The 26,569-nt window shown below is 50.2% G+C and carries 22 protein-coding genes and 1 tRNA gene; all 23 read right to left on the bottom strand.

All coding sequences use genetic code 11. The annotated features are described in order from the left end of the window. Window positions 1-67: 67 nt before the first annotated feature. The 23 genes from Q0X64_RS11700 to Q0X64_RS11590 all read right to left on the bottom strand — a co-directional run bounded on the left by Q0X64_RS11700 (window position 68) and on the right by Q0X64_RS11590 (window position 26,525). A complete protein-coding gene (locus tag Q0X64_RS11700) occupies window positions 68-2,071 on the bottom strand; it encodes an acyltransferase family protein (protein ID WP_297813182.1) in 2,004 nt (667 codons plus the stop codon). A 2-nt stretch (window positions 2,072-2,073) separates the two neighbouring features. Beyond that, window positions 2,074-2,820: a WecB/TagA/CpsF family glycosyltransferase gene (locus Q0X64_RS11695; RefSeq protein ID WP_297813180.1), complete on the bottom strand. Its 747-nt coding sequence runs from the start codon at window positions 2,818-2,820 to the stop codon at window positions 2,074-2,076. After that, a complete protein-coding gene (locus tag Q0X64_RS11690; RefSeq protein WP_297813178.1) occupies window positions 2,804-3,889 on the bottom strand; it encodes a glycosyltransferase family 4 protein in 1,086 nt (361 codons plus the stop codon). Before Q0X64_RS11690 ends, Q0X64_RS11695 begins: the two co-directional genes overlap by 17 nt. A gap of 96 nt (window positions 3,890-3,985) precedes the next feature. Next, window positions 3,986-5,002 (bottom strand): glycoside hydrolase family 5 protein, encoded by a 1,017-nt coding sequence (locus Q0X64_RS11685; protein ID WP_297813175.1) that lies wholly within the window; start codon window positions 5,000-5,002, stop codon window positions 3,986-3,988. Further along, a complete protein-coding gene (locus tag Q0X64_RS11680) occupies window positions 4,995-6,065 on the bottom strand; it encodes an acyltransferase (protein WP_297813173.1) in 1,071 nt (356 codons plus the stop codon). Before Q0X64_RS11680 ends, Q0X64_RS11685 begins: the two co-directional genes overlap by 8 nt. Continuing rightward, window positions 6,062-7,318: a hypothetical protein gene (locus Q0X64_RS11675; RefSeq protein ID WP_297813170.1), complete on the bottom strand. Its 1,257-nt coding sequence runs from the start codon at window positions 7,316-7,318 to the stop codon at window positions 6,062-6,064. The genes Q0X64_RS11680 and Q0X64_RS11675 overlap by 4 nt, the downstream gene beginning before the upstream one ends. Before the next feature lie 10 nt (window positions 7,319-7,328). Then, the gene (locus tag Q0X64_RS11670) at window positions 7,329-8,528 is read right to left on the bottom strand and encodes a glycosyltransferase family 4 protein (protein ID WP_297813168.1); all 1,200 of its coding nucleotides are present in this window, start codon (window positions 8,526-8,528) and stop codon (window positions 7,329-7,331) included. 15 nt (window positions 8,529-8,543) lie between these two features. Then, window positions 8,544-9,554: a glycosyltransferase gene (locus Q0X64_RS11665; protein ID WP_297813165.1), complete on the bottom strand. Its 1,011-nt coding sequence runs from the start codon at window positions 9,552-9,554 to the stop codon at window positions 8,544-8,546. Between the two features lie 177 nt (window positions 9,555-9,731). Continuing rightward, window positions 9,732-10,940, bottom strand: a complete 1,209-nt coding sequence (locus Q0X64_RS11660; RefSeq protein WP_297813163.1) for a polysaccharide pyruvyl transferase family protein — start codon at window positions 10,938-10,940, stop codon at window positions 9,732-9,734. Then, on the bottom strand, window positions 10,940-12,394 hold the full coding sequence (locus Q0X64_RS11655) for a lipopolysaccharide biosynthesis protein (RefSeq protein ID WP_297813160.1): 1,455 nt from the start codon (window positions 12,392-12,394) through the stop codon (window positions 10,940-10,942). Before Q0X64_RS11655 ends, Q0X64_RS11660 begins: the two co-directional genes overlap by 1 nt. A 45-nt stretch (window positions 12,395-12,439) precedes the next feature. Further along, entirely contained in the window at window positions 12,440-13,477 is a 1,038-nt protein-coding gene (locus Q0X64_RS11650; RefSeq protein ID WP_297813158.1) for a nitroreductase family protein, read from the bottom strand. Window positions 13,478-13,537: 60 nt separating this feature from the next. Next, window positions 13,538-14,230 (bottom strand): exosortase C-terminal domain/associated protein EpsI, encoded by a 693-nt coding sequence (locus Q0X64_RS11645; protein ID WP_297813156.1) that lies wholly within the window; start codon window positions 14,228-14,230, stop codon window positions 13,538-13,540. Window positions 14,231-14,233: 3 nt separating this feature from the next. Next, the gene (xrtB, locus tag Q0X64_RS11640; protein ID WP_297813153.1) at window positions 14,234-15,115 is read right to left on the bottom strand and encodes an exosortase B; all 882 of its coding nucleotides are present in this window, start codon (window positions 15,113-15,115) and stop codon (window positions 14,234-14,236) included. Window positions 15,116-15,218: 103 nt separating this feature from the next. Continuing rightward, complete coding sequence (locus Q0X64_RS11635; protein WP_297813150.1) at window positions 15,219-15,719, bottom strand: FxDxF family PEP-CTERM protein; 501 nt, start codon at window positions 15,717-15,719, stop codon at window positions 15,219-15,221. A gap of 75 nt (window positions 15,720-15,794) precedes the next feature. Beyond that, a complete protein-coding gene (locus Q0X64_RS11630; protein ID WP_297813147.1) occupies window positions 15,795-16,463 on the bottom strand; it encodes a CpsD/CapB family tyrosine-protein kinase in 669 nt (222 codons plus the stop codon). A gap of 89 nt (window positions 16,464-16,552) precedes the next feature. After that, the gene (epsF, locus tag Q0X64_RS11625; protein WP_297813144.1) at window positions 16,553-17,956 is read right to left on the bottom strand and encodes a chain length determinant protein EpsF; all 1,404 of its coding nucleotides are present in this window, start codon (window positions 17,954-17,956) and stop codon (window positions 16,553-16,555) included. 10 nt (window positions 17,957-17,966) lie between these two features. Then, window positions 17,967-18,992 (bottom strand): SLBB domain-containing protein, encoded by a 1,026-nt coding sequence (locus tag Q0X64_RS11620; RefSeq protein WP_297813141.1) that lies wholly within the window; start codon window positions 18,990-18,992, stop codon window positions 17,967-17,969. A gap of 34 nt (window positions 18,993-19,026) precedes the next feature. Beyond that, window positions 19,027-20,238: an XrtB/PEP-CTERM-associated polysaccharide biosynthesis outer membrane protein EpsL gene (gene epsL / locus Q0X64_RS11615; RefSeq protein ID WP_297813138.1), complete on the bottom strand. Its 1,212-nt coding sequence runs from the start codon at window positions 20,236-20,238 to the stop codon at window positions 19,027-19,029. Window positions 20,239-20,252: 14 nt separating this feature from the next. Beyond that, window positions 20,253-21,179: an EpsD family peptidyl-prolyl cis-trans isomerase gene (locus Q0X64_RS11610; RefSeq protein WP_297813135.1), complete on the bottom strand. Its 927-nt coding sequence runs from the start codon at window positions 21,177-21,179 to the stop codon at window positions 20,253-20,255. A 363-nt stretch (window positions 21,180-21,542) separates the two neighbouring features. Then, on the bottom strand, window positions 21,543-22,925 hold the full coding sequence (locus Q0X64_RS11605; RefSeq protein ID WP_297813132.1) for an undecaprenyl-phosphate glucose phosphotransferase: 1,383 nt from the start codon (window positions 22,923-22,925) through the stop codon (window positions 21,543-21,545). Between the two features lie 22 nt (window positions 22,926-22,947). Beyond that, window positions 22,948-23,604: a response regulator transcription factor gene (locus tag Q0X64_RS11600; protein ID WP_297813129.1), complete on the bottom strand. Its 657-nt coding sequence runs from the start codon at window positions 23,602-23,604 to the stop codon at window positions 22,948-22,950. A 218-nt stretch (window positions 23,605-23,822) separates the two neighbouring features. Beyond that, window positions 23,823-26,210 (bottom strand): PAS domain S-box protein, encoded by a 2,388-nt coding sequence (locus Q0X64_RS11595; RefSeq protein ID WP_297813126.1) that lies wholly within the window; start codon window positions 26,208-26,210, stop codon window positions 23,823-23,825. A gap of 238 nt (window positions 26,211-26,448) precedes the next feature. Next, window positions 26,449-26,525: transfer RNA gene (locus Q0X64_RS11590), tRNA-Met, on the bottom strand. Window positions 26,526-26,569: the final 44 nt, after the last annotated feature.

Below are 26,569 nucleotides of genomic sequence, written 5' to 3'. Positions count from 1 at the left end.
TTCTTGTTCCTGTTAAATCTAAAGAAGATTGCCCAATCTGTAGCCGTGGGCATTCCCGTCGTCATTTTTAACCTTGAGAAACATACATCTTTGATGTTCCCGTATTGAATAGCTGCTCAAACAACGGCACCAGTAATTTATTGCCGTGTTCATTAAAGTGATCTTCATCGCTGGTGATTGGCAGACCATCTATGATTCCCGGGCAGACACCGTTGTCACACAGGTAGGGAATCGGATCGAGTAAGGTGACGTCACACTGTTGCCTGCTTTGCTGTAAGGCTTTCAGCACGGTGCTATTTTCAGCATGATGATGCGCCGTGCTTATCGCGTATTCGCCCATTTCGTCATAAAACAACAGTGCTCGCGAGGCTTCTTTCGCCACGTTATGATGCTGCTCAGGAGTCGGTTTCATCACTGCCACAGGCCGCTTTGCAGAAAAACTGCAGAAGGTGTCGACAATGGCGCTGTTGACCTCATCCAGGAATCCGGGCGCGTCATTACGCTCATATACGGATTCGAAATACACTGCCGGTTTCTTTTCTATTGATGAGCCAAACATGAAAGAAAAGCGGTTGATGATGATCATCGGGATTTGTTGCGGATACTGCTCAAGCTCTGCCTCGACCCACTTTACAAAGTTGGCACACTTGTCATTAGGGTGGTTCTGTAACCAGTCCGCCAGCATCACACCGGATAAAGTCGGGCAACTATCGTGGTAATAATGCACCACACCATGTCCATATTTAGCAGCTGCCCGGGCAATCGCAGTCACCTGCGAGGTGGAATGACTGTCACCAACAACAATGGCGCCGATATTGTCACTGTTACCATAGATACAACTCGGCATATCGTCGTTGAAGGTATCGATCCTTTTGCATTCAAAAGGGTTTTTATTCTGTGCCTGAAAGGCGATGTTATCTATCTGAGGCGCAATCCGACCGTCGATGCGGTGATTGGCAAAATTCACTGCGACGATGACCAGAACAAAGGTGATAGAAAAAATCACCGAGACCTCTTTTTTTAATGGCAGGCCGGAAAACACTCGTCTGGTGGGGGTTTCTATAAACTGATAAGAAACATGGGCCATGGCAACACTGACCAGCAAAGCCGTGACAATCGCCTGATTGCTGTCTTCAACAGACATGAAAAACAACAATACGATGGCTGGCCAGTGCCACAAATACAGTGAATAGGAACGATCGCCCAGCCACTGAAAAACAGGATTGCTGGTGAAAACCGACCGGGGCTGGTTCACGAAAATCACCAGCGCTGCCCCCAGCACCGGGATAAGCGCCCAGTAGCCCGGCCACAACAGGTCCTCATTGAGCAGAAACAGACTGCCTATGATCAGCGCCCAGGCAAGATAAAACAGACTCTTTTTATCCTGATACCTGGCTAGGGCCGGCCATATTTTGGGTGCCAGGTAAACCAGCCCGCCGGCCAGTAGCTCCCAGCCCCGCGAAGGCAACAGGAAGAATGTGGGAATCGGATAAAGCTGTACCACCACGATGTTCAGCAGCAGCGAAGCCAGAAAAGCCAGCAACAACACTGTCCAGAGAGTTTTTATGGACGAAGTCAGTTTACTCACGACCATCAGGAAAATCGGGTACAGCAAGTAAAACTGGGCCTCCACCGACAGCGTCCAGCTATGCAGCAGCCACTTGTCAAGGGCACTAGAGTCAAAGTATCCGGCATTGTCCCAGTAATAAATATTGGAGACGAAACCCAGCGCTGCGGCAGCCTCATTCGACAGACTCTGGTAGTCCGGTGTGGTCAACAGAAACCAGCCCATCGTCAGCAGCGTCACCACCAGAAACAACAGGGCCGGCAGAATTCTCCGCACTCTGGACATGTAAAACTTGACGATGGAAAACTGGCCCTGCTGATTGCCCCCCAGAATAATGGAGGTCATCAGAAAGCCGGAGATCACAAAGAAAATATCCACCCCGGCAAACCCGCCCGGCAACTGATAGGCAAAAGGCAGGTGATAGAAAACAACGGCAAGCACAGCCCAGGCTCTTAGCCCGTTGATGTCTTCTCTGAAAGGAACTTTACTCGGTAAATGTTCCACAATCAGGCTCGCAAAAAGATTCTGAACAAGAAAACCGGAATGCCAATGACATAACGCCTGAATAAGCGACGAGGCTCTTTCAGCAGGCGGTAAAGCCATTCCAGCGAACACTTCTGCACCCATGCCGGTGCCCGTTTAAAGCGTTCAGCATAAAAATCAATAATGGCTCCCCCGCAAATAACCAGACCGGCGCCGTCGATTTCCTCTCTGATCCTGGAGGCCAGCATTTCCTGCTTGGGCATACCCATGGCCAGGATAATGACGCTGAAACGCTGGGGAGCGATATGTTGTTTGAGGAAACTGAGGTAGGACTCAGTCGGATAGAAGCCGTCCTTGATGGCTTTGGCCTGACCATCAAGTAAACGATAACTGCCTTTTTCCAGCCAGGGGGACTGGGTACCCAGCACAAAATAGTCGGTGTCGACGGTATTGAAGGTATCCACGATCTGAGGGATCAGATCAGTACCGTTAAGGTTTGCCCCCTGTGGACTGGAGAAATACTTCAAGGCCAGGCTGACACCAATCCCATCCCGCAACATAAAGTCCAGACGCTGGAAGCTGCTGAAGGTTATCTCATCATCCAGCATCAGATTAAAGCCATGCTGGTTGAGAAAGCCCACCGTGGTAAAGCTGGCTTTGGCCTTTGACTGACGGCTCAAATCATTCAGAAAGGCCACACTGTTATCGTAAATGGCCAGTTGCTCAATGATTTGCTGCGCTTTTGTAGGTGATTCAGACTGCGTAGCCATCGACAATACTCCTCGCCACTGCTCTCCAGGAAAAGGTTTCGGCAAACTGTTTTGCTTTTTCGCCCTGTTGGTCGGACCAGGCACTGACCAGTGCCTGGTAGCCGGCTTCGAACTCTGAATGCTCGTAACTGAATAAGCCGCCAACGCCGGACTCGGCGATGAAGCTCTTGAACGAGTCAGGCTTTTTTGACAGGAAAGGCACCAGGCCATAGGACATCAGCTCGATAACACTCAGACCGAAGCCTTCGTATTCCGATGCGCTGACCACAAAGCGGGAAGCTTCAAGATGCTGACGGATTTGCTCATCATCAATATTGAACAGTAACTGCACCCGATCCTGGGCCTGTAACGACTCGACCAGATTCTCCAATTGCGCAGCATCACCGGTTGCCCGGTTACCAATAATCCTCAATTGACTGTCACCGGCAGCAAGACGATTAAACGCAACGATCAGCCAGTCCAGTTTCTTATTCGAACTCAAACGGCCCAGGTAGACCAGGTCATTGTGACTATCAGCCGTCTGCGCAGGACCAAACTTCTGGAAGGCAACGCCATTTTCTACCAGTTGGCAGTCTTCCCTGATTTGCTGAAACAGGGCGTTGTCATTATTACTGATGGTAAACACCACGTTGACCGGCCGCAGACTGAAACGGGTGACCGTTTTGAAAAACAATTTCTTAAAGTTCTGTTGGCGGGGGGTATGAAAGAATCCTCCATGGGTGGTCAAGACCAGTTTAGCTGTCAACAGACCCAGCCGCTTGAGCAGTGACAAGTAATCAATAAAAAAATCGACGGCATGCACATGAACAATATCAAACTGGTTCAACAGCTTAAGCGGGAAGCGCGCTATCGGATAACGCTTTGAACCCAGCCAGTTGAACCGCTTCACCGGCACGCCCTCGACTGTCGCCGTATCGGACAGCCGCTCACCGGACTGGAAATTAGTGTTCAGGGTGTACACCTTGACATCATGTCCCAGTCTTTTCTGTTCTACCGAGAGGTTAAGTACATAATCTTCCAGGCCACCAATACTCGGTGAGAACTGGCGAACAATATGTAAAATTTTCATTACTGAGTTCCTATGCTCAATCGTGTTGACAAGCAGTGAACGCAAGGCTGCCAAAGCGACTCCCGTTCCCGTTTTTAGCTAGCTATTCGCAGCGAGCTAATTGACAAAGGATTCCAAGATCTCGACCTGCGGATACTTGCTGGCATCCGGCGGGTAAATATTGAATCTGTAGTTCTCAAACCAGGGATCAGCGACCCAGTAAGACCAGCCATACCAGACTTCGCTGTTGTCCTGCATATAGGCGAGCATGTTGTCCAAGGCTTGCTGGCAGGTTTCACTCTGTCCCGTGGCAAATTCACCCAGAAACCCCTGGTAGCCATTGTCTTTCAGCCATCGCGTGAAAGTCGTCAGGCGTTCTACGCCAATATCTGCACTGACACATTGATCGTTGCTGCCGGTTGAGTACTTATCGAGATACTGATGCGCCTCGAAAATAATATTGTTTTTGGGGTCTTCAATATTTTTAAGCGCTTCGCCATTCGAATACTCGCCATCCTTGTGCAGCCAGCGAACCGCGCTCGAATAAAACGTCCCCGGCACCAGGATCTTCTGCTCTGCGCCAGTCTGGCGAATCGCATCAATCCCCTTTTGAGCCATTACCGACCAGGTCTTGGCATCCTGTTTGAACGGCTCATTCATCAGGCCGAAGATAAGATGGTCTTGCTCACTGTAATGGCCGGCCAGTCTGCGCCAGAGATCAGCAAAAGCAGCAGTTGGCACGGCGTCACTGCCAATCACATCGCCTTTGTAGCGGGCATAGTTATGCACATCCAGCACCACCAGCAGGCCCTGTTTGTCAGCCTGCTCCACAAAGGCGTCAATACCCGCCAGATACTCTTCATTGAAAGGCTGGTTCAAGCTCGGCTGCAGGCGCTCCCAGGTAAATGCCAAGCGGATAATGTCAAAGCCGAAGTCCGCGTAGGTTTTGACATCCTGCGCCGACGGGAAGTGATAGGCCTGACCGGGCTCGCCCGGATAAACATGCCCGGCTATCCCCGGCCCCGGAAAGTTGATCCCGGAAAGTGGCGTGTCAGCTCGGCCCGGGACCGAATACATCAATGCCATCAGACACAGCAACACTAATAGATACCGGTAAGATCTGACCTTATCCATATTGCATCCTCCTAGCAGGGAAAATATATTTCGCTGACTTCCAGTAACGCACCAGAAGCAGGTTGACAGGCACCAGCAACAGCGGAGCAAGCAGTCCCAGCAAATTACCGGCAATGATGTGGATATAAGCTTGCGTAAACCCGAGCTTGAGCAACACCACCCTGATGCCGGCCTCGGGAATGATGTGAGCCAGGTAAATAATGAAACTGTTCATGCCGATAAAAATCAGACAAGCATGCAGGTTTTGCAGCACACGACTGTCGCTGTTCTCGACGCGCCGCTGAACCCACTCAGCGATGTAAGCGATCGCCTGGTAACAGCTGTACACCGCAGTCAAAGAAAACAGGTAAAAATAGGCGTTCGATTGCCGGTACAGGCCTAGGTACAGCACTATACTGCCCGCGAAAATCAGCATATAAAGGGCTAATCCGGTCCTCGACTGTGCCACGGCCGGTGAAGACAGCCACACGCCCATCACGAAATATGGGAAGAAAAACAGGGCTTCGCCAAAGGTCTGCCCCGCCATTTTGAAACTGATAGCGTCAAGACCAAGCATGTTGCCCACACTCAGTGCTGCCATTGTCAGCACGGCCAGCACCAGCAAAGTTTTTTTCCCCATGCCGAGTTTGATCAATACAGCGGAGAAACAGGCGATCAAAAACAACGCCCATAAAAACCAGAACTGCTGTTTGGGCGGAAAAGGCGCCTGAATAACATAGTCCAGTGAACGCTCGACATTGACGTTGGCAGACGCCAGATACTGAATGCCGCTTTGCGTATATGACCAGAAAATAAGCGGCACGATAAACAGCAGCACATTGCGCTTGAAAAAATCGACCAGGCTGGTCTTAGCCAGGGTTTGCTGAATAAACATGCCCGACAGAAAAAAGAACAAAGGCATATGAAACAGGTAAATCGCCCGATCCAGGTTCAGCCAGAATGGGCTGTCTGCGGGCAAAATATCAGCATTGATCAGGCCTCTGATGGTATGGCCCCAGACCACCAGAATGATGCCCAGCATCTTGGCGTAATCCGGTCCAATTTGTCGCTGCAGCGCACTCATGACCCGGCCCCGCGCTTATCAGGTAAATTCGCCTGCTTGTAGAGATAGCCCATCATCATCCACATCGGCGCGGCAATTTTAATGGTGAAAACAGCAGCGCCAATCATCAGGTTGACAGCAATAAACCCGTTCATCGCAAACACATAGCGCTTGCTGGCCGGCTGGTCCGAGCGAACGACTAAGGCTACATAAAGCCAGAACAGAATCAGACCGAACAGACTAGTCGCGTAGATCAGATAACTGTAGCCACTGTCAGCCACACTGTGGATGCCAGCAAGATTGCCGGTCAGCAAGGTGGGCAGGTCAGCTTCGGACAACAGGTATAAAGTAAAGCCAATACGCCCGGCAAAAGAATCTGACAAGGAAGTCTGGCTGGGATCATAAAACAGCACTGTCGACAGCAGCAGGAGAACCGGGATAAAGGTGACGGCAAACCATCTGGGGAACAAGGGTGACAGGTAAAAGCAGGGGATCATCGCCAAGGCGAACAAGGCACCGGTACGGGTATCGTTGGTCAGAATAAGAAACACACTACCCAGCAGGAAAAACAGCACCGCCTTTTTGCCCATCTGCTGACTGAAGCCCATCAGGAAAATCAATGTCACCATCGCGAAATTAGCCAGCGATACCTGTTCTAGAAACAGCGATGAAATCCGGTGAGAGGACAAGAAGTTGAAAGAAAACCGTGAGCTGTAGCCCAGCGAGTTACGGAATAAGCCCGAGTCGCTGTACTCGAAGGGTTCGATGCCCCGGGTCTTGAAGAAATACTGTTCCGGCTCAAACAGCCATACGTAAGCTTCGGTGGCAAAAATCTCGATCGCAGCAACGCTGAGCACCGCAGCCATTAATATTTTAAAAGTAAAGATAATGTTCCGGCTGCTGAGAAAGGTGCCCAGCAACAGAAAAGCCACCATAATCAGACAGTCGCGGACGATCTTGATGAAGGTCGCCTCATTGCTCAGCATCACCCAGAACGACAGTAAACACATGCCCAGCAGGAACAGGATATGTGGCCGTATGTCCGGTACTTGCTTCAGCCTGGGCAGCAGAAACAGCATTACGCCCGCCAGCACCAGTGCTTCTGTGATAGCGACATGCGCTGAAGACAGTGACATGAGATGGGCATTGATGAACGCCAGAATGGCATTATAGGCAATCGCAAATATCACCAGCCAGCCAGGCAGACCAGGGCCTCCCCACTGACGGGGCAACTCAGAATGCACTGCGGTTGCTGTGGTTTGTTGATAATACATCAGCCGGGTTTCAACTCACTAAAGCGCGGTAATCGGTGCCCGCAGCTTCAATCATCTGCTCGATAAAAGCGTCGTATTGCGCAGCGATAGTGCTGACTGAAAAGCGTTCAGCATGTTGTTGCAGTTTCAGCCTCACTGACCTGGATGCCAGTTGATTCGCTACCGCGGCAAGACAGGCTGCTCTGACCTTTTCAGGGTCATCCGGCTCAAACAGCTGACCGGTTTCACCTTCCTTGACCAGCTCTTTCAAACCGCCTCTTGCCGAAGCAATCACTGCGCGTCCGTGAGAATAGGCCTCAATGACAGTGCGGCCAAAGGGTTCATTCCACATCGAGGGTACGATTACAAAGTCCACCTCACGATAGACGTCTTCAGCCGCGACCCAGCCCAGAAACTGGATACGTGCCGAGGGATATTTTTGCTTCAGATGCTGGACATAGTCTTCTTTGCCGGTGCCGGCGATCTTCAACTCATAATCATCTGGCAGAGACTGGAATGCCTGTAGCAGCAACTCGACCCCTTTCTCTGGCTCGATGCGGCCGAGGTAAGCAAAACGCCTGGACGCCGACTCATCATCAATATTCACATCAGGCGGTGCTTCGACAGGGTTGAAAATCACTGTTTTCAGGGCATTGCTGAAATACGGGCGATGCTTTTGCAGGATAAAATCGCTGATGCCGATCAGGCCGTTCACTCTGGCAGCACTGCGGGCCCGCCCGATGGTGCCGGTGCGGCAGCTCAGACAGCGGGATTTGCAGTTCTGACCTTGACGGAACATCGTGCCTTTAAAGCACAGGGTGTAATAGCTGCGCAGGATATGGGCGACCGGTATATTCAGCTGATGACAGGCTACCCAGACACTGTTACCAAAATTTTCGATTGTGCTGGTGAGCACCGCATCAGGCTGGATAGTCTCTAGCTCTGCCAGTAATGACCGCACCGCCCGCGGGTTCACATTTTCTTTGAAATGCCAGATCAGCTTCCTGACCGGCGGTTGGCTGTGCTTGAAGTTCCAGTAGATATTGGGTGTGCGGATTGCTTTGACCAGCACCTCACCATCCCTGAATTGATGCACCTTGTGATCCACCGTTAATACCGTGACCTCATTACCCAGATAAGATAAGCCTTGAGCCAGCAGTTGGGTGGACTTTTCCCCGCCCCCCTTTATGTTGGGCGGATAGGCGGCTGCGATAATACATAATTTCTTCATCTCAGTTCCTCATGCTCAGGGCAAGTCAGCCTGCAACTCTTTAAACAGCTGTCTCAGGTTGGTTTGAACCTGCTGTTTCCCAAACAGGGCGGCAGACTCAGATAAAATGGTGTTCTTGGTTGAGACTCTTGGCTTGTTGATAACAGCATCAAGCTCGCCCACGGAACTGAACAACTCCAGACCGCTGAAGTCTTTATCGCGCTTAAGCCAGTTCAAAAAGGCCTGTTCTGAAGCAATCACCGGCACGCCATAACTGATGGCATGAAAAAAGCTGCCGCTGACAATCATCTCTTCATTGTCATGTGAGAGGATGGTGGCCTTGGCAGCAGACATGATGGCTGCAATTTCTTCATCGGGTATGAAGCGAATATCAAAATCAATATTGCGCCCTTCTGCCTCGGCAATCAGCTCACTGACGTAGTCATGGTCCGAAGCCGGCCCGGCTATAAGCAGCTTTTCCCTGTCAGGCCAGTTTTCTATAATGCTGTGGATTTGCTTGTAGCGCTCAACCCGTCCGAACATCAGGTAGTAGCTCTGCTGTGGTTCGGCACTGTCAACACGCTGCGCATCAATACCTGTCTCATAGAGTGGGTGAGGGATATAGAAGTAATCCTGATTCTCTAGGTGACCTGAGTGAGCGACTTTCCTGTCGAACAACAATTCGCCGAAATCAACGATTTTCCGTGTCAGTCTCGCCTGCAGCCTGGGCATATCGTGCGGACAGATGTTATGCCTGACGTAAACGGTTTTTCTGGCAGCCAGCTTGAAGAACAGAATGTAAACCAGGAATTTCACTATGCCGAACAAAAATAATTTTTTCCCCTCGCTTCTGAGGTTATTTTCCAACCAGTTGATCACCGCAATATCGTACTTTTTGTAACACAGCGTCTTGTGTGGTCTGAGCACGATGTCTTTGATATTGGGCGCATAGCAAAGCGGCTTGCCGACCACAGTTTCAATGTGCTCAACCATGTTTGACGTGTATTCATTGGCGCCGTCAGGTTCTGGGTAAAAAAGTATTTTCATCCATCTACTCTGGTTCGTTGAAAGTCACTGGAGCCTTTGGGCTTCACACCCTATAATTCCGGCTCTGCCGATGCTGTGATACAGACCACTGTTCTTTTATTCTGCAGCTCGCTGCCACACAAACCCCGGCATGGCCGCTTTTGGCAGTGCTGTTCCCGATTGACTCAAGCTTGAGTGTCATGATGGCTGCTGGAAATTTTTGTTAGCCAAAAGCCGCACCTGCTCGATGTTTTGTGCCAGCTTAGCGAGGTAGTTTTCATGGTTGTTCTGAACAAGGTCTATCAAGCTGGCCACCCTGGCCCCGAAGCCCGGTTCCGGCTCCAGAGACAATTCGGGCAGCGAGAAAAACTTCATCAGGCCATCCACTTTCCCCTGCGTTGAGAGCACGATGGCGGGAGTACCAGCATTGAGAGACATAATTGACAAGTGCATTCGCCCGGTCACCACCAGTTGGGCTGCTTGTGCCAGGCGTTTAACCTGATCCGGTTCAAGCAGCCTGTTAACAAAATAGATGTCGGGGTCACTGGCAGCGATGGCTTCACAGACATCAAGATCATTGGCGCCATCACGAATCACATGAGGCAGTAACACCACGGCATACTGCTTTTCATGCAGCTTATTGATGATGGCCTTGTACTCTTCGATCTGATCAATCTCTTTTGCTATCAGGCCGCTGGCGTTTACCAGTGCCACCGGCTTGTCCCGGCAGTAACCAAGCACATCATCAATGCCCTGATCCTGCTGATTGGGATTGGCAAAAACCAGGTCGGCTGTTAATGCCGTGTTGCGCATGCCCAACTCATTCAGACGCTGGTGCGAGACGGCATCCCTTACCAGCAGTGAAACGCCTGTTTTGTCAGCAAGGCGCAGCGCCGCAACAGCTTTACGGTGAGGTCGATTATTCCAGCTGAACCCGAGGATTCGTGATGGCACCCCCGCCTTCATTGCAAATATGCCTGCATAGGCCCGCATGGCAGAAGCGTGTGGGTTGTAGCCGCCATCCATCACATCAGCGCCTATCACCGACAATGATTTCAGTCTTGGGAGCAAGCGTAGAAAGCGGACAAAGTCACGCACAAAAGCATGCGGCTGCCCGTAAATCAGACCGGGCATTGTTATGACCTCGACATCCAGCGAGTACAGCGGCGGAATGCTTAAGGCATTCTGATTGGTGGTAATAATCAGTTTCTTATCGGCCACATTGTGCAGAAACGACTCCAGCATCGCCTGATCACCAATATTGCCGCCGCCCGGCGCGGCGATAAGCGCTGAAGTATCCGGCCTAACAAGCCGCTTGCCCCTACTGCGCATGCAAAAGAGCAGAAAGCGCCCCATCATGACGTTGATAAATGTCGTGGGGATGCAGTTTTTAATAAGCTGTTTCATCAGGCTAATTTCACCTTGTTGAGGTAATGTCGTAATTCAAAAAGCTGATTGACGCTGTGTCTGAATATCGGAATCAGACAATAGGCCACAACCAGCAGGCCTGCCAGCAACAGCCAGCCCGAAGCGATCCCCTGTAGCAGTCCCAGTTCAAAATCCGCCACCATTTGTGCAGACAAAAACGCGGCTGAAAAATAAACGGCAGCCACCACCAGCGGTGTCACGATCATGCGCCTGACCGGAATGCCGGTATCTTTGAGGCACACAATCCCCAACAGCCACGACACTGCAAGGCCAATGGAATAGCAAAGCGCCACGGTCGTTATCGTGCCCATCAGGCCCAGCGCTGTGATCGCAATAATCAAAGGCCGGGTTATCAGGCTGAGTCTGAACAGACGGTTGGTGATGCCTTTACTGAGAAAGACCCAGTAACTGCTGTAGCCCAGCACCAGGAATACGCCGCCCGCTGATAAGGCCTGAAAAACCGGAACCAGCTCAGTCCATTGCGGGCCCAGCACCAGCGCCACCAGCCGCTCTGTCTGGGTCACGATAAGTACCAGTCCCAGGCAGATAAGGTGGACGATAATGTTCTGCCCAAACACCAGAAACTGGTTGTACTTGTGCCTGTCTTCATTCTCCAGTCTGGAAAGCACCGGCACAGCGACTGCCTGTGAGGGCGCGCTGAGCTGGTTCAGCGGCATCATCAAAATCTGCATCGCCCGCTCAAAAAAGCCCAGCGGCGTGGCACCGAACTTATAACCAATCATCACCACCGGCATATTCTTGGATAAATAGCCCAGCACTTGTGCGCCCATCAGATTCCAGCCGAAGGAGAAAAGCTGTTTAGTGCCCGCCTCACGCTGTGGCAGTCCCGGCCACCAGCGTGACAACAGGGCATAGAACAGCAGAAAAACCAGTGCCTGCACGATCTGCTGGTAAACAATCGCCATGTAGGAATAACCCGTGTAGGCAAGGTAGATCCCGATAGCAATGCCGATCAGGGTGCCCACTAACTCAACAGTGATCAGAAAGCCGAACTTCAGCTCACGGTTCAGCTTGGCCTTGAACTGTGACGCTGCACCATTGAGCAGAAAGATCAGTGACAGAAACTGTGCGATCTCAATGAGCTCAACCCGGTTGTAAAAATCAGCAATGACTTGGGCTAAACAGTAGGCCGCGAGCGTTAAACCGCCACCAATCAAAAGATTGGCCCAGAATAAATTACTGGCCTGTTTATGCGTCAGTTCCCGGGTTAGTATTGCGGCTGTCGACAGGCCACAATCGCGGATGATTTCACCAATGCCATACAAAGACACAATCATTGCCACCAGCCCGAAACTCTCGGGTTCGAGCAGCCGCGCCAGAATGATCAGATTCAACATCTGCAGCAACACTTTACCGGCCTGCCCCGACATCATGATCATGCCGCCACGGGCGGCTTTTGAGGCTAAGCCCATCGGGTCACTCCGGATTGGCTGATGTTGAAAAGACGCATGGCAGGATCAGTGCTCGACGATAAGATCAGACAGCGGCCTTCTGGCAGACAATGGCACCACGGTATCGTCAGCGGCATAGCCAATTGCCAGGAAGGTCAGGATCTTTTCATTGTCGGGAATAGCGCCGGTACGGTGGCCTTGTTGATCGCGCCTGGGATCCACACACCAGTTCAGACAGCAACTCGCCAGCCCCATTGATTGCAGGGCGTAAAGCAAGGACATCAGAAACAGGCCGCCGTCGAGTGACGGTTCATTTCTCTCGGTGGAATCGAAAAACGCCCCCATATCGCAGCAGACCACAGCTAGCATCGGAATGGTATGACCAAAACCACGATTGCCGTTTTGCAATTCCAACATCCGCTCAATGTCGTTTTTGTCCTGATACAGATGCAGACGCCAGGGCTGCCGGTTACAGGCACTGGGGCTCAGTTGAGCCAGCGCTGCTGCTTTCTCGACGATGTCCATTGAAACCGGCTGGGACTTGAAATTGCGTGTGCTTCTTCTGCTCAGCGCCAGCGAATACAGTACGTCATAACTGTCTTCGGGCAGGAGCTTGAAATCGATGGGCGTTCTATAGCTATCCTCCGTCTTGTCCTGCACGGATAAGAAAGCATTGAGTTCGGTCAGGGTTTGCTTTACCTGCGTGGTTTGAGGGTCGATGTTCTGGACAAAGTCACGATAGCCCTCCAATACCCCAATCGCTGCTTTGTAGACAGTAGCGTCACAAGACAGGCGATCCGAGCGCCATTTTCTCAACAGCATTAATGTCTGCTGCGCCGGATACTGCCCGAAAAAACGCCGGTTTTCGGGCGGTAAACACAGGCCTTTTTCCAACTTGTGATACCAGAAAATGAGCTCTGAACTGCGTTTTGAATAGTTGACCGTGCCCGAATGCTGCCAACCCATATGTCTGGCGTTCACTTTTTTCTCGTAGCGGTAACAGCGGTATCTCAACAGACTACGATTAAAACCATCCCGGCGCCTTTTCAGAAAAGGCTTTAAACCGGGGATCATTGAAACGACATTCTTGGCTAATGTTTCCATAGTAAAGTTCTTAATGTTGATAATTAGGGCGTTTACTAACGCGTTATAAAAGACTTGAAATCAGTGGCTTTGGGTCAACTCAGCACCAAAAAAGCGGGGCTTTTCTGACACAGCGAGATGACGGTAAAAGTCCCTGACAAAGTCAGTCATGTTGTTTAATGCCGTTTCCTCATCAGCCTCGATGGTGGAAACCCTGAACACCAATCCATCCGGAATAATATTGTTGAGCCCATATTCAACAGTCACCTGCTTTCTCTCAATGTTATTCCGGTAGAGCCGCTCACCAGCGACCGTCCAGTAAAGTAAGGGCTCGACCCGATTAGCTCGTTGCGTTTTCATATATTTCACTTGCAGTTGTCTGCCATCAGCCAGCATCAGCGGCAACGATCTTTTTTCCAAAACCTCGAAACCCTGCGCGGGGTAACAGGCCTCCGGCAAATGCACCGCCAGACCGGAGCGCTGATTTTCCGAGTAAGCCACCGACAACATCACCTTTTGATTATCTGCATTAAAATAGGTCTCACTCAGTCGATCGGTGTAGGCGCTATCCAGCTTTTCATCCAGCACTGCACTGGTAACCAACACATCACTGGTCTTAGCCAGCTGCCAACTGCCCAGCACCGGTTTGATATGGGTCATCAGTGGCTCGCGGTGTTTGATATTGGCCAGGTAGTCGGTGGGGGTGGCCCACACCGCCAGCGTGGCCGTCAAAACCATCAGAGCTGAAACACTGCATACCTTTAACCAAGTCATCGCTCATCGCCATTGTGTTTGTGGCGCCGGCTTCAAACACGCAGACAGCAGCGTATCCACCAGCATGATCAGCAGCAATGCCACCAGGAACAAAAATAAGCCCGCAAAATCATGTAAGTAGGACTGCCCCACTTCATCGCCAAAGTAATAGGTGATCAGGATCAAAGCTAAAACCCGCGTCACATTGGCGGTGAAGGAAATCGGCACAATCGCCAATGCCAGCAGTCCGTTACGCAACAATGAGTCATGCTTTACCAGGTGCAGATAAAGCAGGCCCATCGCTTCCAGAGAAATTAAAGTCTGCAGACCGGCACATGCATCTGCCACCAGTAGCTGATACGGACCGACATACATCACCACTCCATTGCGGGCTACCGGATAATCAAACCAGTAGAGTATTGATTCCGCCACATAGGACACCGCGATCTTCATCGGTAAGGTCACGGCATCAACAATAAAGCCCGGTATCGGCAATAAAAACAAAAGAAAAAACACCGGGAACCATAGCGCCAAGAGGCTTTTCCAGCCCCGGGTCATCAAAATCAGGCCGATAACGACGGGAACCAGGGCGCCGACATCAAAAATCAAAATGTCCTGTGAGCGTCCCAGCAGATAAAGCAACAGCCCGAAAAAAAAGATCACCGCACCCAACAAGGGCTGGGGACTGGCTGTCGAACTGCTGAGCAGCGCCGCTCGCTTTTTCCAGAACAGGACCAGTGTTATCAGCAATACAAATGGACCGTGGGCATGGTCCTCAGATTGCCAGAGCCTGTCCGATAAATTGAAAAAAGTGGGCAGGAACATGGCCAGCAGGGCAAAGACAATAGATAGCCACTTCAGATTGTCATTCTCATACAAATCAGCGTCGGTCTGCCCTGTAGCCATTGTTCAAGTACTGTCTTTTGTGCGTGCTTGATATCAGCTGTTGCTCAGTGATTGCCTGAGCAAGTCAAGTAAAGGCACCCGTCATTACCCTGCCTGATTAATATCAAACAAATTGACGACGACGATTACTCATAAAACCCACCAGCCCGAAACCGGCCATCATCAATGCCAGGGTGCTGGGTTCTGGGACGGGAGAAACAGAAGATGACAAGGTGTATGAGCCATTGTCTTGTGTCATCGCGTCAACCTGGACCAGATAGGTATCGGGGGCCAGATCATTAAAAGTCACAGACCCACTGTCCTGGCCATTGCCAAAGGTTTGGGACACGCCATTAGGCCCACTGACAGTCAGATTCAGGATGCCTTCATTGCCGTTAATGCGGAATGAATCAAAATTGAATGTCACATCCTCAGTCTTGGCCAGGGAAAATGAGTAATAGTTAGTGTAGTCACCCGCTGTATCAAAGCTCACCTGCACCGGCCCGCTGGAAACTTCATACGCTGAGGCCTCAGTGTTGCTTTGAGACGTGCCGTCAAACTCGACTGCTGCGTGAGCAAACGGACTCGCTAGCAGAAACAGGCTCAAGGTCCAGTACCTCTTCATAGCTATCTCCTCTCTGGTGTTATTAACAGTTTTGATGTTAAAACAGACGTGCCAGCAGAGATATGCTCCAAACCCCTAAAATTCTTTCAGCACCACCCCCACTGTGACAGCCTTGGCAATATCGAACTGCTGCTCAACCTTTTTTATTTCTTGGGTTTTGGTCTCGTTTTTACGGGCGACGATAACGCCACCGCCAACGTGAGAGGCGATAAGTTGTGCATCGGTGTATTCAAGCGCTGGAGGCGCATCAATCAGTACGATGTCATAGGCCTTCTCGGCAGCCTCCCAAAAGCTTTTTATCGACAACAGCTCCAGCGGATTGGGTAGTTTGGTTCCCGCCGTCAGGACATGCAGATTATCAAAGCCCCTCACCTTCTGGGTTTGATTCCCCCGTGACCTTCTTGCCAGGAGGTCTGACAGCCCTTGACTATTGTCCAGCCTGAATAAGTCATGCTGCATGGGCTTTCTGATATTGGCATCAACCAACAGGGTTTTATGTCCTATCTGGGAAAATAAAATCGCCAGATTAGCCACCGCATGGCTGGTCCCATGGCCATATCTCGCCGAGGTAAAAACCAAAGATTTGTTGTTCTCAAACCAGCGCAGAGACAGTTGTGTTCTCAATGCTCTGTATTCTTCGACTTCATCACCATCCAGGGTGAAAGCGACGAACACTTCGGGATCAATCGCTGCGCTATCCGGTGGCAGGATTCTGTATGTAAGCTGCTTGGCATCTGCCTTCATATTGCCCTCGTCTGTTAAAAATTACGCCATGCGCTCGGCAAGCTGTGCCCGTGATCTTTGCCCAGCTCACCGTGGCTGATTTACCCGGATTACTTCTGCGGCAGCAGTTGAGCCGTAGGCAATGAGCTGTTCTGATATTTTCTTTTTTTCAACTCGCCCAGTACCGGCAAGTCAATATCCTCGGTTGAACGCACCCGTGGACTGAGAAACTCCAGCCCCAGCGCCATGCCCACAGCCAGAAGGAAACCTAAAACAAAAGCCAGGAAGACATTGCGCTTCACATCGGGCGAGCTGGGATAAATTGGGGGCGCCGCCTGTGTCAGCACTGCCACATCACTCTGGTTGGTCTGGCCTTCCATTGACGTCTGACTGAACCTTTCAAGTGCCTTATCCAGGGTTTGTTGGGCGCTTTCCACATCCAGTTGTAATACCGCCAGTTGATCACGCTGCTGGTTCAGCTCCAGGATCCGCTGTTTTTGCTTATTGACTGCTGCTTCCAGCTCCTCTACGCGTTTATCAGAGATGGTTGCCGAGTTTGACAGGCCGCCGGTGACATTCTCGACTTCCCGTTGTAATTCCGTTTTGAGATTATTCACTTCGGCCAGGGCCGCCTGATATTGGGGATGATTCACATTCAAGCGCTGCTTGATTTTGGCCAGACTGGCTTGCGCCTTGTTGAGGTCGGCTTTCATGCTCTGTATGAGCGAGTTCTCCAGGATGTCCGGGTTCTGCTCGATACTGGTTGCTGTTGAGGCCTCATCACTGCGGGAGTTTGACTCAAGGGCATCGGCTTCAGCGTTAACCAACTCCTCGGACAGCTGTTCAAGCTTGGCATTTTCAACATCCCAGCGTTCTTCCAGCGCCACAATGCCTTTTTCCGACTGGTAGTCCGACAAGTTTTTTTCAGCTTCGATCAACTCATCCCGGTAAGATGCCAGCCGCTCACTGAACCAGTCAGCAGCTTCCAGCGATGGCTCGACCTTTAGGTGAAGATTGGTTTCAATGTAAGCATCGGCAAAGGCATTGGCAACGGTAGCCACAAACTTGGGATCAGTGCCGCTATAGCCTACTTCAATCACATTACTCTCTCGGGATGGCCGCACTATCAATTTATTTTGCAGCACGCCGGCCAGCCAGTCTTTGATATCCATCTCCCGGCTGGCATTGTTGTCAGCGCTACTGACCTCTTTGAACGCTTCGATTGCGTAGCGTGTCTCATCCAGTTGAAGCTGTTCAACAACTTTCAGGGCAACATTTTTACTGGAAATAACATCGACCTGTGTCGCCATGTACGTCGATGAAAGCTGTGGCGCCATGCTGTTACCGGTAACCGGGTCGGCGCCCTTATAGTTGATAATAAGGGTGGAGCTGGCCTGGTAGGTTTTGGGCTGCAACATTGTCACCACTGCCGCAGCCAGCACCGTCAGACCGAATACCACGATAATCATCACCCGACGGGCAAACAGTATTTTTATCAGCTGATTTAAACTCATGGACGGGTCCTTAGAAAAGCGCTTCTTTCACGTAAATAACATCGTCTTTTTGAATTCGGGTGGTGCCATTCACTTCATGGGTTTCAAATTCACCTTGTGCATTTTTTCGTTTAAGGGTGAGTCCATTCTCACTGCCACGGGGGGATAATCCGCCACCAATCGCCAGCGCCTGAAACACGGTCATATTGTTTTCATAGCGATAAGCGCCGCTGTTATTGACCTCGCCGTAAATGTAAAACTTCGGCTCACGGGGCACATAAATCACATCCCCCTCCTGCAGGGCCATGTTTTGTAACTTGTTTTCACCGGTAAACATCTCGTTCAGATTGATAACCGTGTGCTTTTCCTGCTGCTCTGCTTGGTGTCGGGTGACTGTCACCTCATCACTGCCCATCGATGCGATGCCACCAGCCAGCGCAATAAAATCGGACACGGTGCTGGACTCCTCAGTGATGGGGTATTTGCCAGGATTATTAACCGCACCGAGTACTGATACTTGTAGCCCGTGGACATAGATAATGTCGCCGGGAGAAACCGTCACATCAGCCTGCTGACCATTCAAGATGTCACTGAGGCTGAGCTTTTCCTTGCCCGGCTGGTCACCCTTACTGGAAATGATGGACACCGTGTCTGAGCCCAGTTGTGTAATACCACCGGCCATGGCCAGCACATCGGTCAGACTCATATCGCTGTGCAAAGGGATACGCTTGGGCGCCGTGACATTGCCCAGGATCGATACCTGCTGACTCAGAAATTCAGTCACCACGATATTGACTTGAGGCTTACGCAGAAATCCCTGACTTTCCAGTTGTGTCGCGATCAGTTTTTCCACCTGCGGCACGGATTTTCCGGAGATATTAACAACGCCAATCAGCGGGAAATTGATATTATCATCACTGGTCACCCTTGTTTCCGTGGTCAGGTCCGGGTTGTCATAAACGGTAATACGAAGCATGTCACCCGCGCCGAGCGGATTATCTGCCGCTGAAAGCCAGGTCGACATGCTGAGAAGTAAAACGAAGATCAGTTTTTTCATAATGGGCCCATCTTTATTCAAGTTGGATTTGGAATTACATTTTGATTGTTGCCGTCAGACTGAAAATATCGGCATCGAAATCACCTAATGGCAAGCTTGATTCACGCTCTAAGCGTTTATACCCGGCTGTGAAATCAAGCTGGGGATGTGGTTCGTAATTAAGGCTGAAAGCGAAGCTGTCATTGTCATCCTGGCGTTGCGCCACCGGACCGCTAACAAAGCCGGGGTCATCAATATCCTCACGGGACTCCCTCCGGTAGTTGGCGGCCAGCGTTAATTTTGCCGTGGGCAGCCATGACAGTTTCAGACTCTGGCCGAAGTTCTCACTGACACTGGCCTGCAGGTCATCACGGGGATAAGTCTCATCGAATACCGATAACTTGAGCCGGGTTTTGACCGTTGGTTTGTAGGTCATACTGAGGCGTTTATCAAAGGCCCCGTAGTCGCGCTCCGGTAAATTGTCGTAGTCTCTGCTGACATAGGCTGTCTGCATTTGAAAACTGGTTTTGACGCTATACTGCCAATCCACCACGACTGAAGCTGTATTCTGGGTATAGCCATCATCGATAGTGCTGACCTCGGTGACTGTGCGATTAGGATATTGACCCGCTTCCTGAGAGAGGCTGAATCCCACCCGGCTGCCTTTAGGTGTCAGGTAATCCAGTCCCACGCTAATGTTGTCGCTTTGAAAATCACCAATCCGCTGAATCGCCTCATCGTACTTGACTTCCCTGCCGGTATAGGAGAGCTTGCCCTGCCACCTGGGATGTATCAGCCAGTTCAGATTGAAAAAACGGTTTTGTTGTTCTCTCAAGTTGCCGGACAGCCCTCTGATATCGTTAAAGCTGGCCAGCGCGCGATTATACGTCTGCCCGACATTACCACTCAGATAATTGCCAAGCTGCCAGTTCCACTGGGTTTTTAAATAGCGTCCCTGGTAATCAAGTGTATTAAAGCGTTGGAAATCGTTATCACTGACTGCCGCCTTGACCAGCAATTTCTGCCTTGAATACTGCCAGTTGATATCGATTCCCAGCAGGTTTTTCTTCAGGGTGTCGGAACGGCCGCTCTCGCCCCCGACCCGGGACGAATTATCATCATCGATTCTCAGCAAGTTGGAGTCATAAACCAGACCACTGCTGTAATAGGGCGTAAAGGTATCGCCTTCAGCGGCAGCAGCGGGATTCAGCAGCATTTGTGACAAGCCAAACATAAGCATCGGCATTTTTACAGGCAGACTCTTCATGTAAATCGCTTGATTTAGTTGAGCCCCTGCAGACCTTTCTCTATGTATGACTTCTGGCTTGCTTCGGTCTGCAGTGCATCATCGTTAATTTCCGTTGTTTCCACTGAGCCGGGCTGAAAATTATCGCTGTACTCAATCACCGCATCATTTTTTAGCATTTCTACCGTTTTCTGTATCTGAGCCTTGCGTTGCTGACCTTTGAGGTGCTGCCTGATAGCCGGCGAGGCCATCTCCAGCTCAACCGGCTGAAGCTGTTTGTCTTTGACCTGAATAACCACCAGCCCGTCAGCCAGGTTGATAAACCCCATCTGGCCAACATCCAGCGTTGACAAGGGTTTCAGTAGACTTGGCGGAATATTCTCTGATGTTTTAGCTTTAGTGATAGCTTTGAAAGGAATCGCGTTATTGTTGAGCCAATCAGTGAAGTCGTTGAGCTCCTCCGTTTGCTGCACTTTTTTGTGTGCATTATCGAACTTGGCAATATCAGACTCCACAGTCACCTGCTGGTAGATAAAGAGCTTTCTGTTGGCGAACAAGTCGGTGTTGGCTGAATAATAGTTTTCAATATCCGTTTCAGAGATGGAAGGACTGATCGTCGCCAGCTGCTGCATGTATGCCGAGGCCAGAACACGACGCTTGGCGGCTTCGATTGACTGCATGACATGAGGCTCACGATCAAGATCTGCTTTTTCTGCTTCATTTTCCATCAGTGTCTGCAGGATCATATTCTCAAGCACAGCTTGTCTGAGCACTTGCTGATCCTTGTTCAGTGCCTCTTCTCCCATCGCACTAATCGCCTGATTAAGTTGATGAACCGTTATTTCTACATTGTTTACTTTGGCAGCCACCTGGCTGTTGTCTGATGTTTCAGCAGCATCGCAGCCAAGCAGCAATGTGATGAACAAGGCCAAAAACAATCGATAGAATGATGTCGTTCTCATCTGCATATTTCCTTTGTGCTTTGCCATCTCGAACAAGTCAGCTTGCTGTAACCGCACTACAGTGAAAAATTGATGGAGAGGGTGACTGTCGAAAAGGTGTTGCTTGTATAGCGACTATGGTGAGATATCGACTGGAAAATGCATATAGGGGAAACCCCTAATTGTCAGCTGCATCGCTAGCACAAGTTGGCAAGCACTCAGCGCATAAGCTGGTGCTATGCCAATAGTGGCCACTTTAGGGTGAAAAAAATCTGCTAACTGCTTAACGCCAGCCGGTTTCTGGCAACCGGACTTCAGACAATAAAGAATTTGCCTGATGGCTTTATCAGCCGGGCGCTTCAGCAGTTTACGTGGACCGTCCGGCTAGTAGGCATTGTCATCGCCCTTGAACACAACGATCACGGTTCTGAGGATGATCCACAAATCCAGATAGAGCGACCAGTGTCGCAGGTATTCAAGATCCAGACGGATACGGCTTTCCATTTTGTCCAGGGTATCCGTCTCTCCTCTGAAACCATTGACCTGTGCCCAACCTGTGATTCCCGGCTTAACCATATGCCTCACCATATAGCCCTTGATGAGTTTTCTGTATTCCTCATTGTGGGAAACCGCATGTGGTCTGGGTCCGACAATACTCATCCGGCCCTGAAATACATTAATGAACTGCGGCAGTTCATCCAGTGAGGTTTTACGAATAAAGTGTCCAAACGGGGTGATTCGATCATCGTTCTTGGTCGCCTGTTTGACATAGTCCCCCTCTTTGTGGACCCGCATGGATCTGAACTTGTAGACAAGGATCTTGTTGCCATCAAGACCATAGCGATACTGCTTGAAAAGCACCGGGCCGGGAGAGCTCACCTTCACACCAATCGCCAGCGCCAACAAAATGGGTGAAATCATCAGCAGAATGATGGCTGACAGAATGATATCGCTGATGCGCTTGACCACGCCATTCAGGCCCAGAAAGGGGCTCTCACAAACACCCACCACAGGCAAGCCGTTGACGGTGTCTATGCGGGCCTGAATCATGTCATACAAAAACAAGTCCGGCAGAAAATAGATAGATACTGTGGTGTCCCTCAAGTCATCCAGTAACTGTAAGATTCTGGGCTGTGCCGCCATCGGCAGGGCAATGTAGACATTGTCCACCTGCTGGCTTTTGCAATAGGCTGCGACTTCGGACATATCTCCCAGCAGTGGCACTTCGGCACTTCTCAGCACGGGCAAGGATGTCTGGTTATCGAAAAAACCAACGACCTGGACCATGCTTAATTCGTCGGCGTTCATTCTGGCCGCAAAGTTGCCCCCAAGGTCATTTGCACCGATAACAATGGCTTTCTTGCTGCCAGACTTGACCAGTTGAACGCTGCCTACAATCATCTTGATGACCACGCTGAACATCAGCACCATCAGCGGGGTTAATAAAGACCAGGTCACCACGATTTCCTGGGGGAAATACTTCAATGTTTGTGTGCCGTAGCCCAGCAACAAGAGTAAAGCGACGATAATGAGCCAGGACGATATCAACCTTCTGGCAAAACGCTGTACGCTCGTGGTGATCCACTCCCCCGGATAGGTGATAATCAGAATTAACAAACACAAAATAGTGTATTTGAGGTTTAAGGTATCGCCATAGAACATCGCTACAGAGACCAGCGTCAACACTGCCACGATGGGTTCGATGACGTGTTTGAGCAATGAGGTGAGCGAGAGATTACCTTGGGTGATTATGGGCATGCTTGCCATTCATGCATTCCTTCTCGTCAAATTACAGGGGGGCGCCATCGCTTTGCATTTTGATGGCGTATCGCATCAGGGCATTGCCGTCAGCCAGGCCCAGTTTTTTTCTGATATTGGCTCGATGCGCTTCAATGGTTTTCACACTTCGGCTTTTGAGACCGGCGATATCACTGGTGGACATGCCGCGCGCGAGCAGCTGGAAAACTTCGTATTCAGAGGCGGTGAGGCGATCAATGACCGAGTCAGAACCACCATTATCAGGATTCTCAATTCTTGAACGGATGGTTTCGCTCACCACAGTTTTTCCATCATTCACTGCCCTGATGCCGTTAATGACTTTATCCGATGCTTCCTGCTTCATGATGTAGCCTCTCGCACCGGTTTTAATGGTGCGCTCGGCATACAACAGTTCGTCATGCATGGAAATGGCGAGGGTGGGGATATTTTCGTAATAGATCCGCATCCACTTGATTAGCTCAAATCCTGATACGTCATCCAGAGAAATATCAATAATCGCCACATCTACCTGATTATTAGCGGCTTGCAGGTATTGTTTTGCATGATTGACGCTGGCACATTCATGGACAACATTCATGTCATCCTGAGTGTTAATCAGCATGGACATGCCTTGCCTAACCAACTGGTGATCTTCAACTATCATGACACTGATCAATTCATGAGCCATGGTCACACCTCAGTAAGCTGAAAAAAGGATTTGCACGCTAACACTTAATTAAAACTGTCAATGTGATTCATGTCGCTTTATTGAATAACAACGCACATTGCCATTAGCTTCCGAATCAGTTTTGTGAACTGATACGGAATAAAAGATGGGGAAATGATGGCCAGATCATCGGCCACACTGATTGATAATATAGAGCGTCTTTGCTCGGAGACAGTCAGTTATCTGACAACTTTGACTTCAAAGCCATTATCTTCGGGTTTGTTGAACTCAACCTTGGCTCTTATCAGCTTAGTCCTGTACATCATCGACTGTAAACCTATGCCATTGATTTTTTTATTACGCTGATATTTGTCGTAATCGAAACCAATCCCGTTATCACGGATAACCAGACTGAAGTGGTGTTTTCTGACTGTCAGGCTCAGTTCAATATGCGTGGCTTTGCCATGTCTGATGGCATTATTCATTGCCTCCTGAGCGATGCGGTAAAGGTGAAGTGAAACGATGCGATCATTCATCAACACCTCACCATCTGGTTGGTAATGACAAGTCACGTTATAGGTGCGGCCAATGTACTTGGTGAGGCTCTCCAATGCTGCGTTGAGTCCGTTTGATTCCAGTTCAATTGGCAGCAATCCCCTGGCCAGTCCTCGAATTTCAGAGATCACTTCATTGGTTTGTGTGACCAGTGTGGCGGCATTAGGCGCCAAAGCCGAGTTTTTTTCTTTCAGTCCGTGCGCCAGTAATTTGGCCAAAAATGAAATACCCACCACTTTTTGTCCGACACCATCATGCAGCTCCTGGCCAATCGAGCGCTGTTGATCCTCAGTCATCGCCACTAACTCTGACTCGACTTCCCTGTGTTGGGTAATGTCACGGCCAATACTGATTACCCCGCGGATATTCCCTTCAATATCTTTCATAGGCGCTTTGACCAGATCGAACAGGACTGCTGAATCATCCAGCTTCCTGAGCCAGACTTCTTCACGTAATAACGCGGCTTCACCCTCAAGTATTTTCCAGCTCATCTTGGACGTCAACGGCGCAAATCTCTGCGAAAAGACATCTGTTGCAGGCATGCCCAGAGTTTGTTCCTGATCCAGCCCGGTCAGGGCTTCAAAGGCGCGATTGCTGTGAGTCAGCTTACGCGCATGATCTTCGATAAACATCACATCCGGGTTGGCATCAATAATCGCCCTGAGAAAGGCGCGCTCATTCTCAACTTCCCGGTGCTTTTGCCTCGCGGCAATTTCAGCCCTTTTCCTGACTATCAGCAAAGATGATTGATAGGCGATGCGTTGTAAGGTTTCCAGATCAGCCAGTTGAAAACGCGCTGAAGAGCTGTAGAAAACACACAACACGCCCAGTGGTTTGCGGAATAAATCCAGAATCGGGAAGCAGTGCACACCACCCCACTGAGGCACATCGGTGTTCAGGTCTAACCATTTGGTCGGGTTTTCAATTGAGCTGACCATTTCTGCCCGATTGAAGCAATCTCTGACCGGCGTATTGAGGTGATAAAAATCTGATGTCGAAAACGGCTTGATAAAAGACTCAGGCAGGTTATATTGCGACTCCAGCTTTAGTTTATCCGGTTGTTCCACCAGAAAAATCGCTGAGTAGCAGCCTCTGATGTCATTGACAGCCGTCTTGCATTGCAACATCAGGAGCGTTTTGAGGGTCATTGAAGTCCGGGACAGCAGATCATCCATCCGGCTGCTGGCTGCCTTCCACTCGGTTTCCTCACGCTGGGCCTGACTGATGCCGACTGCCAGGCCGGTTATCAACAGCGACATGATAAATGACCAGATCTCCAGATCAGTCCCTGCTGAAACAGCCGCATAAAACCCAACACCAAATAACTGACTGCTGTAGCTAGCAATAAAAATAAGGAAAACGCCGGCATAAACTGCCGTCAGACCTGCGTATAGTGCGCCCCATACAATGAGCGGGTAAAAAATAAAAGGAAGAAATAAATGATTCAGCGTGGGATGAAGAATCAAATCGCTGAACACGATCAGGCAGGACACTGTGATGGATCCCAGCCACAGCATCTGTCTCATATCATAATGAGAATTAACAAAGTGAGAGCGGCCCAGCAACAATACCCGGGGGGCGATCAACAATACGCCCATTGCCGTCCACATCCAGGTATGCAAAAAAACTTCAAATGAAATTTGGAAATCCGCGACCGCCTCATCCAGCCACAACAAGCTCGTCAACGTAGAAATAAGTGCGGCGACGCCACTCCCCCAACTCAGCAGACTAAGCACACTTTGTCTGTTTTTGAGGTTGTTATCGAAATGATCGATACCCATCATGCTGACTCTACCCAGCACGGCGGCCACAACACAGGATATTGTCATGCCTATTGCGATTGCCGGTATTGAAGACAACAGCAATTGAGAAATTAAAACGCCGAGCACGATCGCAGGAATGATTCTATAGCCATAGCGCAGTACGGCTGCCAGGCTCACACTGAGCTCGAAGCCAATCGCTGGACGGGGAATATCGGGAAAATCAAACAGTTTCCCCAGTGACGCAATAACAATTATTGCAATAGTGATATAGAGGTGGGTTTTTGCAGATAAATCTGCAGCAGAGGACATTGTCTCAAGCCTTTTCTGTGCGATGGGAAGACACTCAGTGTTCAGGATCCTTTGAGCAGACTATAGCAATCGCCGCCCATGAGTTCTATGGACTGGTTGGTGATCCTGCCTTCTTTGGACAGAGATAAGCTTATTGAATGTATGAAATGAATATGGCTTTTTGGGGGAACAGCTGAGAGGTCAGGAAAAACTCAGCCGTTTTGTAGACTAATCAGGTCTTCATACTCATGTATGAATTTGGTAGCGGGGGCCAGATTTGAACTGACGACCTTCGGGTTATGAGCCCGACGAGCTACCAGGCTGCTCCACCCCGCACCTGATTAGACTGCGCATTATACATAGCCCCCCTGGGCCATGCA

The sequence above is a fragment of the uncultured Methylophaga sp. genome (assembly GCF_947259025.1).
Taxonomy (GTDB): Bacteria; Pseudomonadota; Gammaproteobacteria; order Nitrosococcales; family Methylophagaceae; genus Methylophaga.
Note: the sequence above shows the minus strand (reverse complement) of the source record. Positions and strands in the feature narration are given on the sequence as shown.

Coding starts and splice junctions, on each gene's coding strand:
- Q0X64_RS11695 (WP_297813180.1), bottom strand. CDS start 2,820: ATGGCTACGCAGTCTGAATCACCTACAAAAGCGCAGCAAATCATTGAG.
- Q0X64_RS11690 (WP_297813178.1), bottom strand. CDS start 3,889: ATGAAAATTTTACATATTGTTCGCCAGTTCTCACCGAGTATTGGTGGC.
- Q0X64_RS11685 (WP_297813175.1), bottom strand. CDS start 5,002: ATGGATAAGGTCAGATCTTACCGGTATCTATTAGTGTTGCTGTGTCTG.
- Q0X64_RS11680 (WP_297813173.1), bottom strand. CDS start 6,065: ATGAGTGCGCTGCAGCGACAAATTGGACCGGATTACGCCAAGATGCTG.
- Q0X64_RS11675 (WP_297813170.1), bottom strand. CDS start 7,318: ATGTATTATCAACAAACCACAGCAACCGCAGTGCATTCTGAGTTGCCC.
- Q0X64_RS11670 (WP_297813168.1), bottom strand. CDS start 8,528: ATGAAGAAATTATGTATTATCGCAGCCGCCTATCCGCCCAACATAAAG.
- Q0X64_RS11665 (WP_297813165.1), bottom strand. CDS start 9,554: ATGAAAATACTTTTTTACCCAGAACCTGACGGCGCCAATGAATACACG.
- Q0X64_RS11660 (WP_297813163.1), bottom strand. CDS start 10,940: ATGAAACAGCTTATTAAAAACTGCATCCCCACGACATTTATCAACGTC.
- Q0X64_RS11655 (WP_297813160.1), bottom strand. CDS start 12,394: ATGGGCTTAGCCTCAAAAGCCGCCCGTGGCGGCATGATCATGATGTCG.
- Q0X64_RS11650 (WP_297813158.1), bottom strand. CDS start 13,477: ATGGAAACATTAGCCAAGAATGTCGTTTCAATGATCCCCGGTTTAAAG.
- Q0X64_RS11645 (WP_297813156.1), bottom strand. CDS start 14,230: ATGACTTGGTTAAAGGTATGCAGTGTTTCAGCTCTGATGGTTTTGACG.
- xrtB (WP_297813153.1), bottom strand. CDS start 15,115: ATGGCTACAGGGCAGACCGACGCTGATTTGTATGAGAATGACAATCTG.
- Q0X64_RS11635 (WP_297813150.1), bottom strand. CDS start 15,719: ATGAAGAGGTACTGGACCTTGAGCCTGTTTCTGCTAGCGAGTCCGTTT.
- Q0X64_RS11630 (WP_297813147.1), bottom strand. CDS start 16,463: ATGAAGGCAGATGCCAAGCAGCTTACATACAGAATCCTGCCACCGGAT.
- epsF (WP_297813144.1), bottom strand. CDS start 17,956: ATGAGTTTAAATCAGCTGATAAAAATACTGTTTGCCCGTCGGGTGATG.
- Q0X64_RS11620 (WP_297813141.1), bottom strand. CDS start 18,992: ATGAAAAAACTGATCTTCGTTTTACTTCTCAGCATGTCGACCTGGCTT.
- epsL (WP_297813138.1), bottom strand. CDS start 20,238: ATGAAGAGTCTGCCTGTAAAAATGCCGATGCTTATGTTTGGCTTGTCA.
- Q0X64_RS11610 (WP_297813135.1), bottom strand. CDS start 21,179: ATGAGAACGACATCATTCTATCGATTGTTTTTGGCCTTGTTCATCACA.
- Q0X64_RS11605 (WP_297813132.1), bottom strand. CDS start 22,925: ATGGCAAGCATGCCCATAATCACCCAAGGTAATCTCTCGCTCACCTCA.
- Q0X64_RS11600 (WP_297813129.1), bottom strand. CDS start 23,604: ATGGCTCATGAATTGATCAGTGTCATGATAGTTGAAGATCACCAGTTG.
- Q0X64_RS11595 (WP_297813126.1), bottom strand. CDS start 26,210: ATGTCCTCTGCTGCAGATTTATCTGCAAAAACCCACCTCTATATCACT.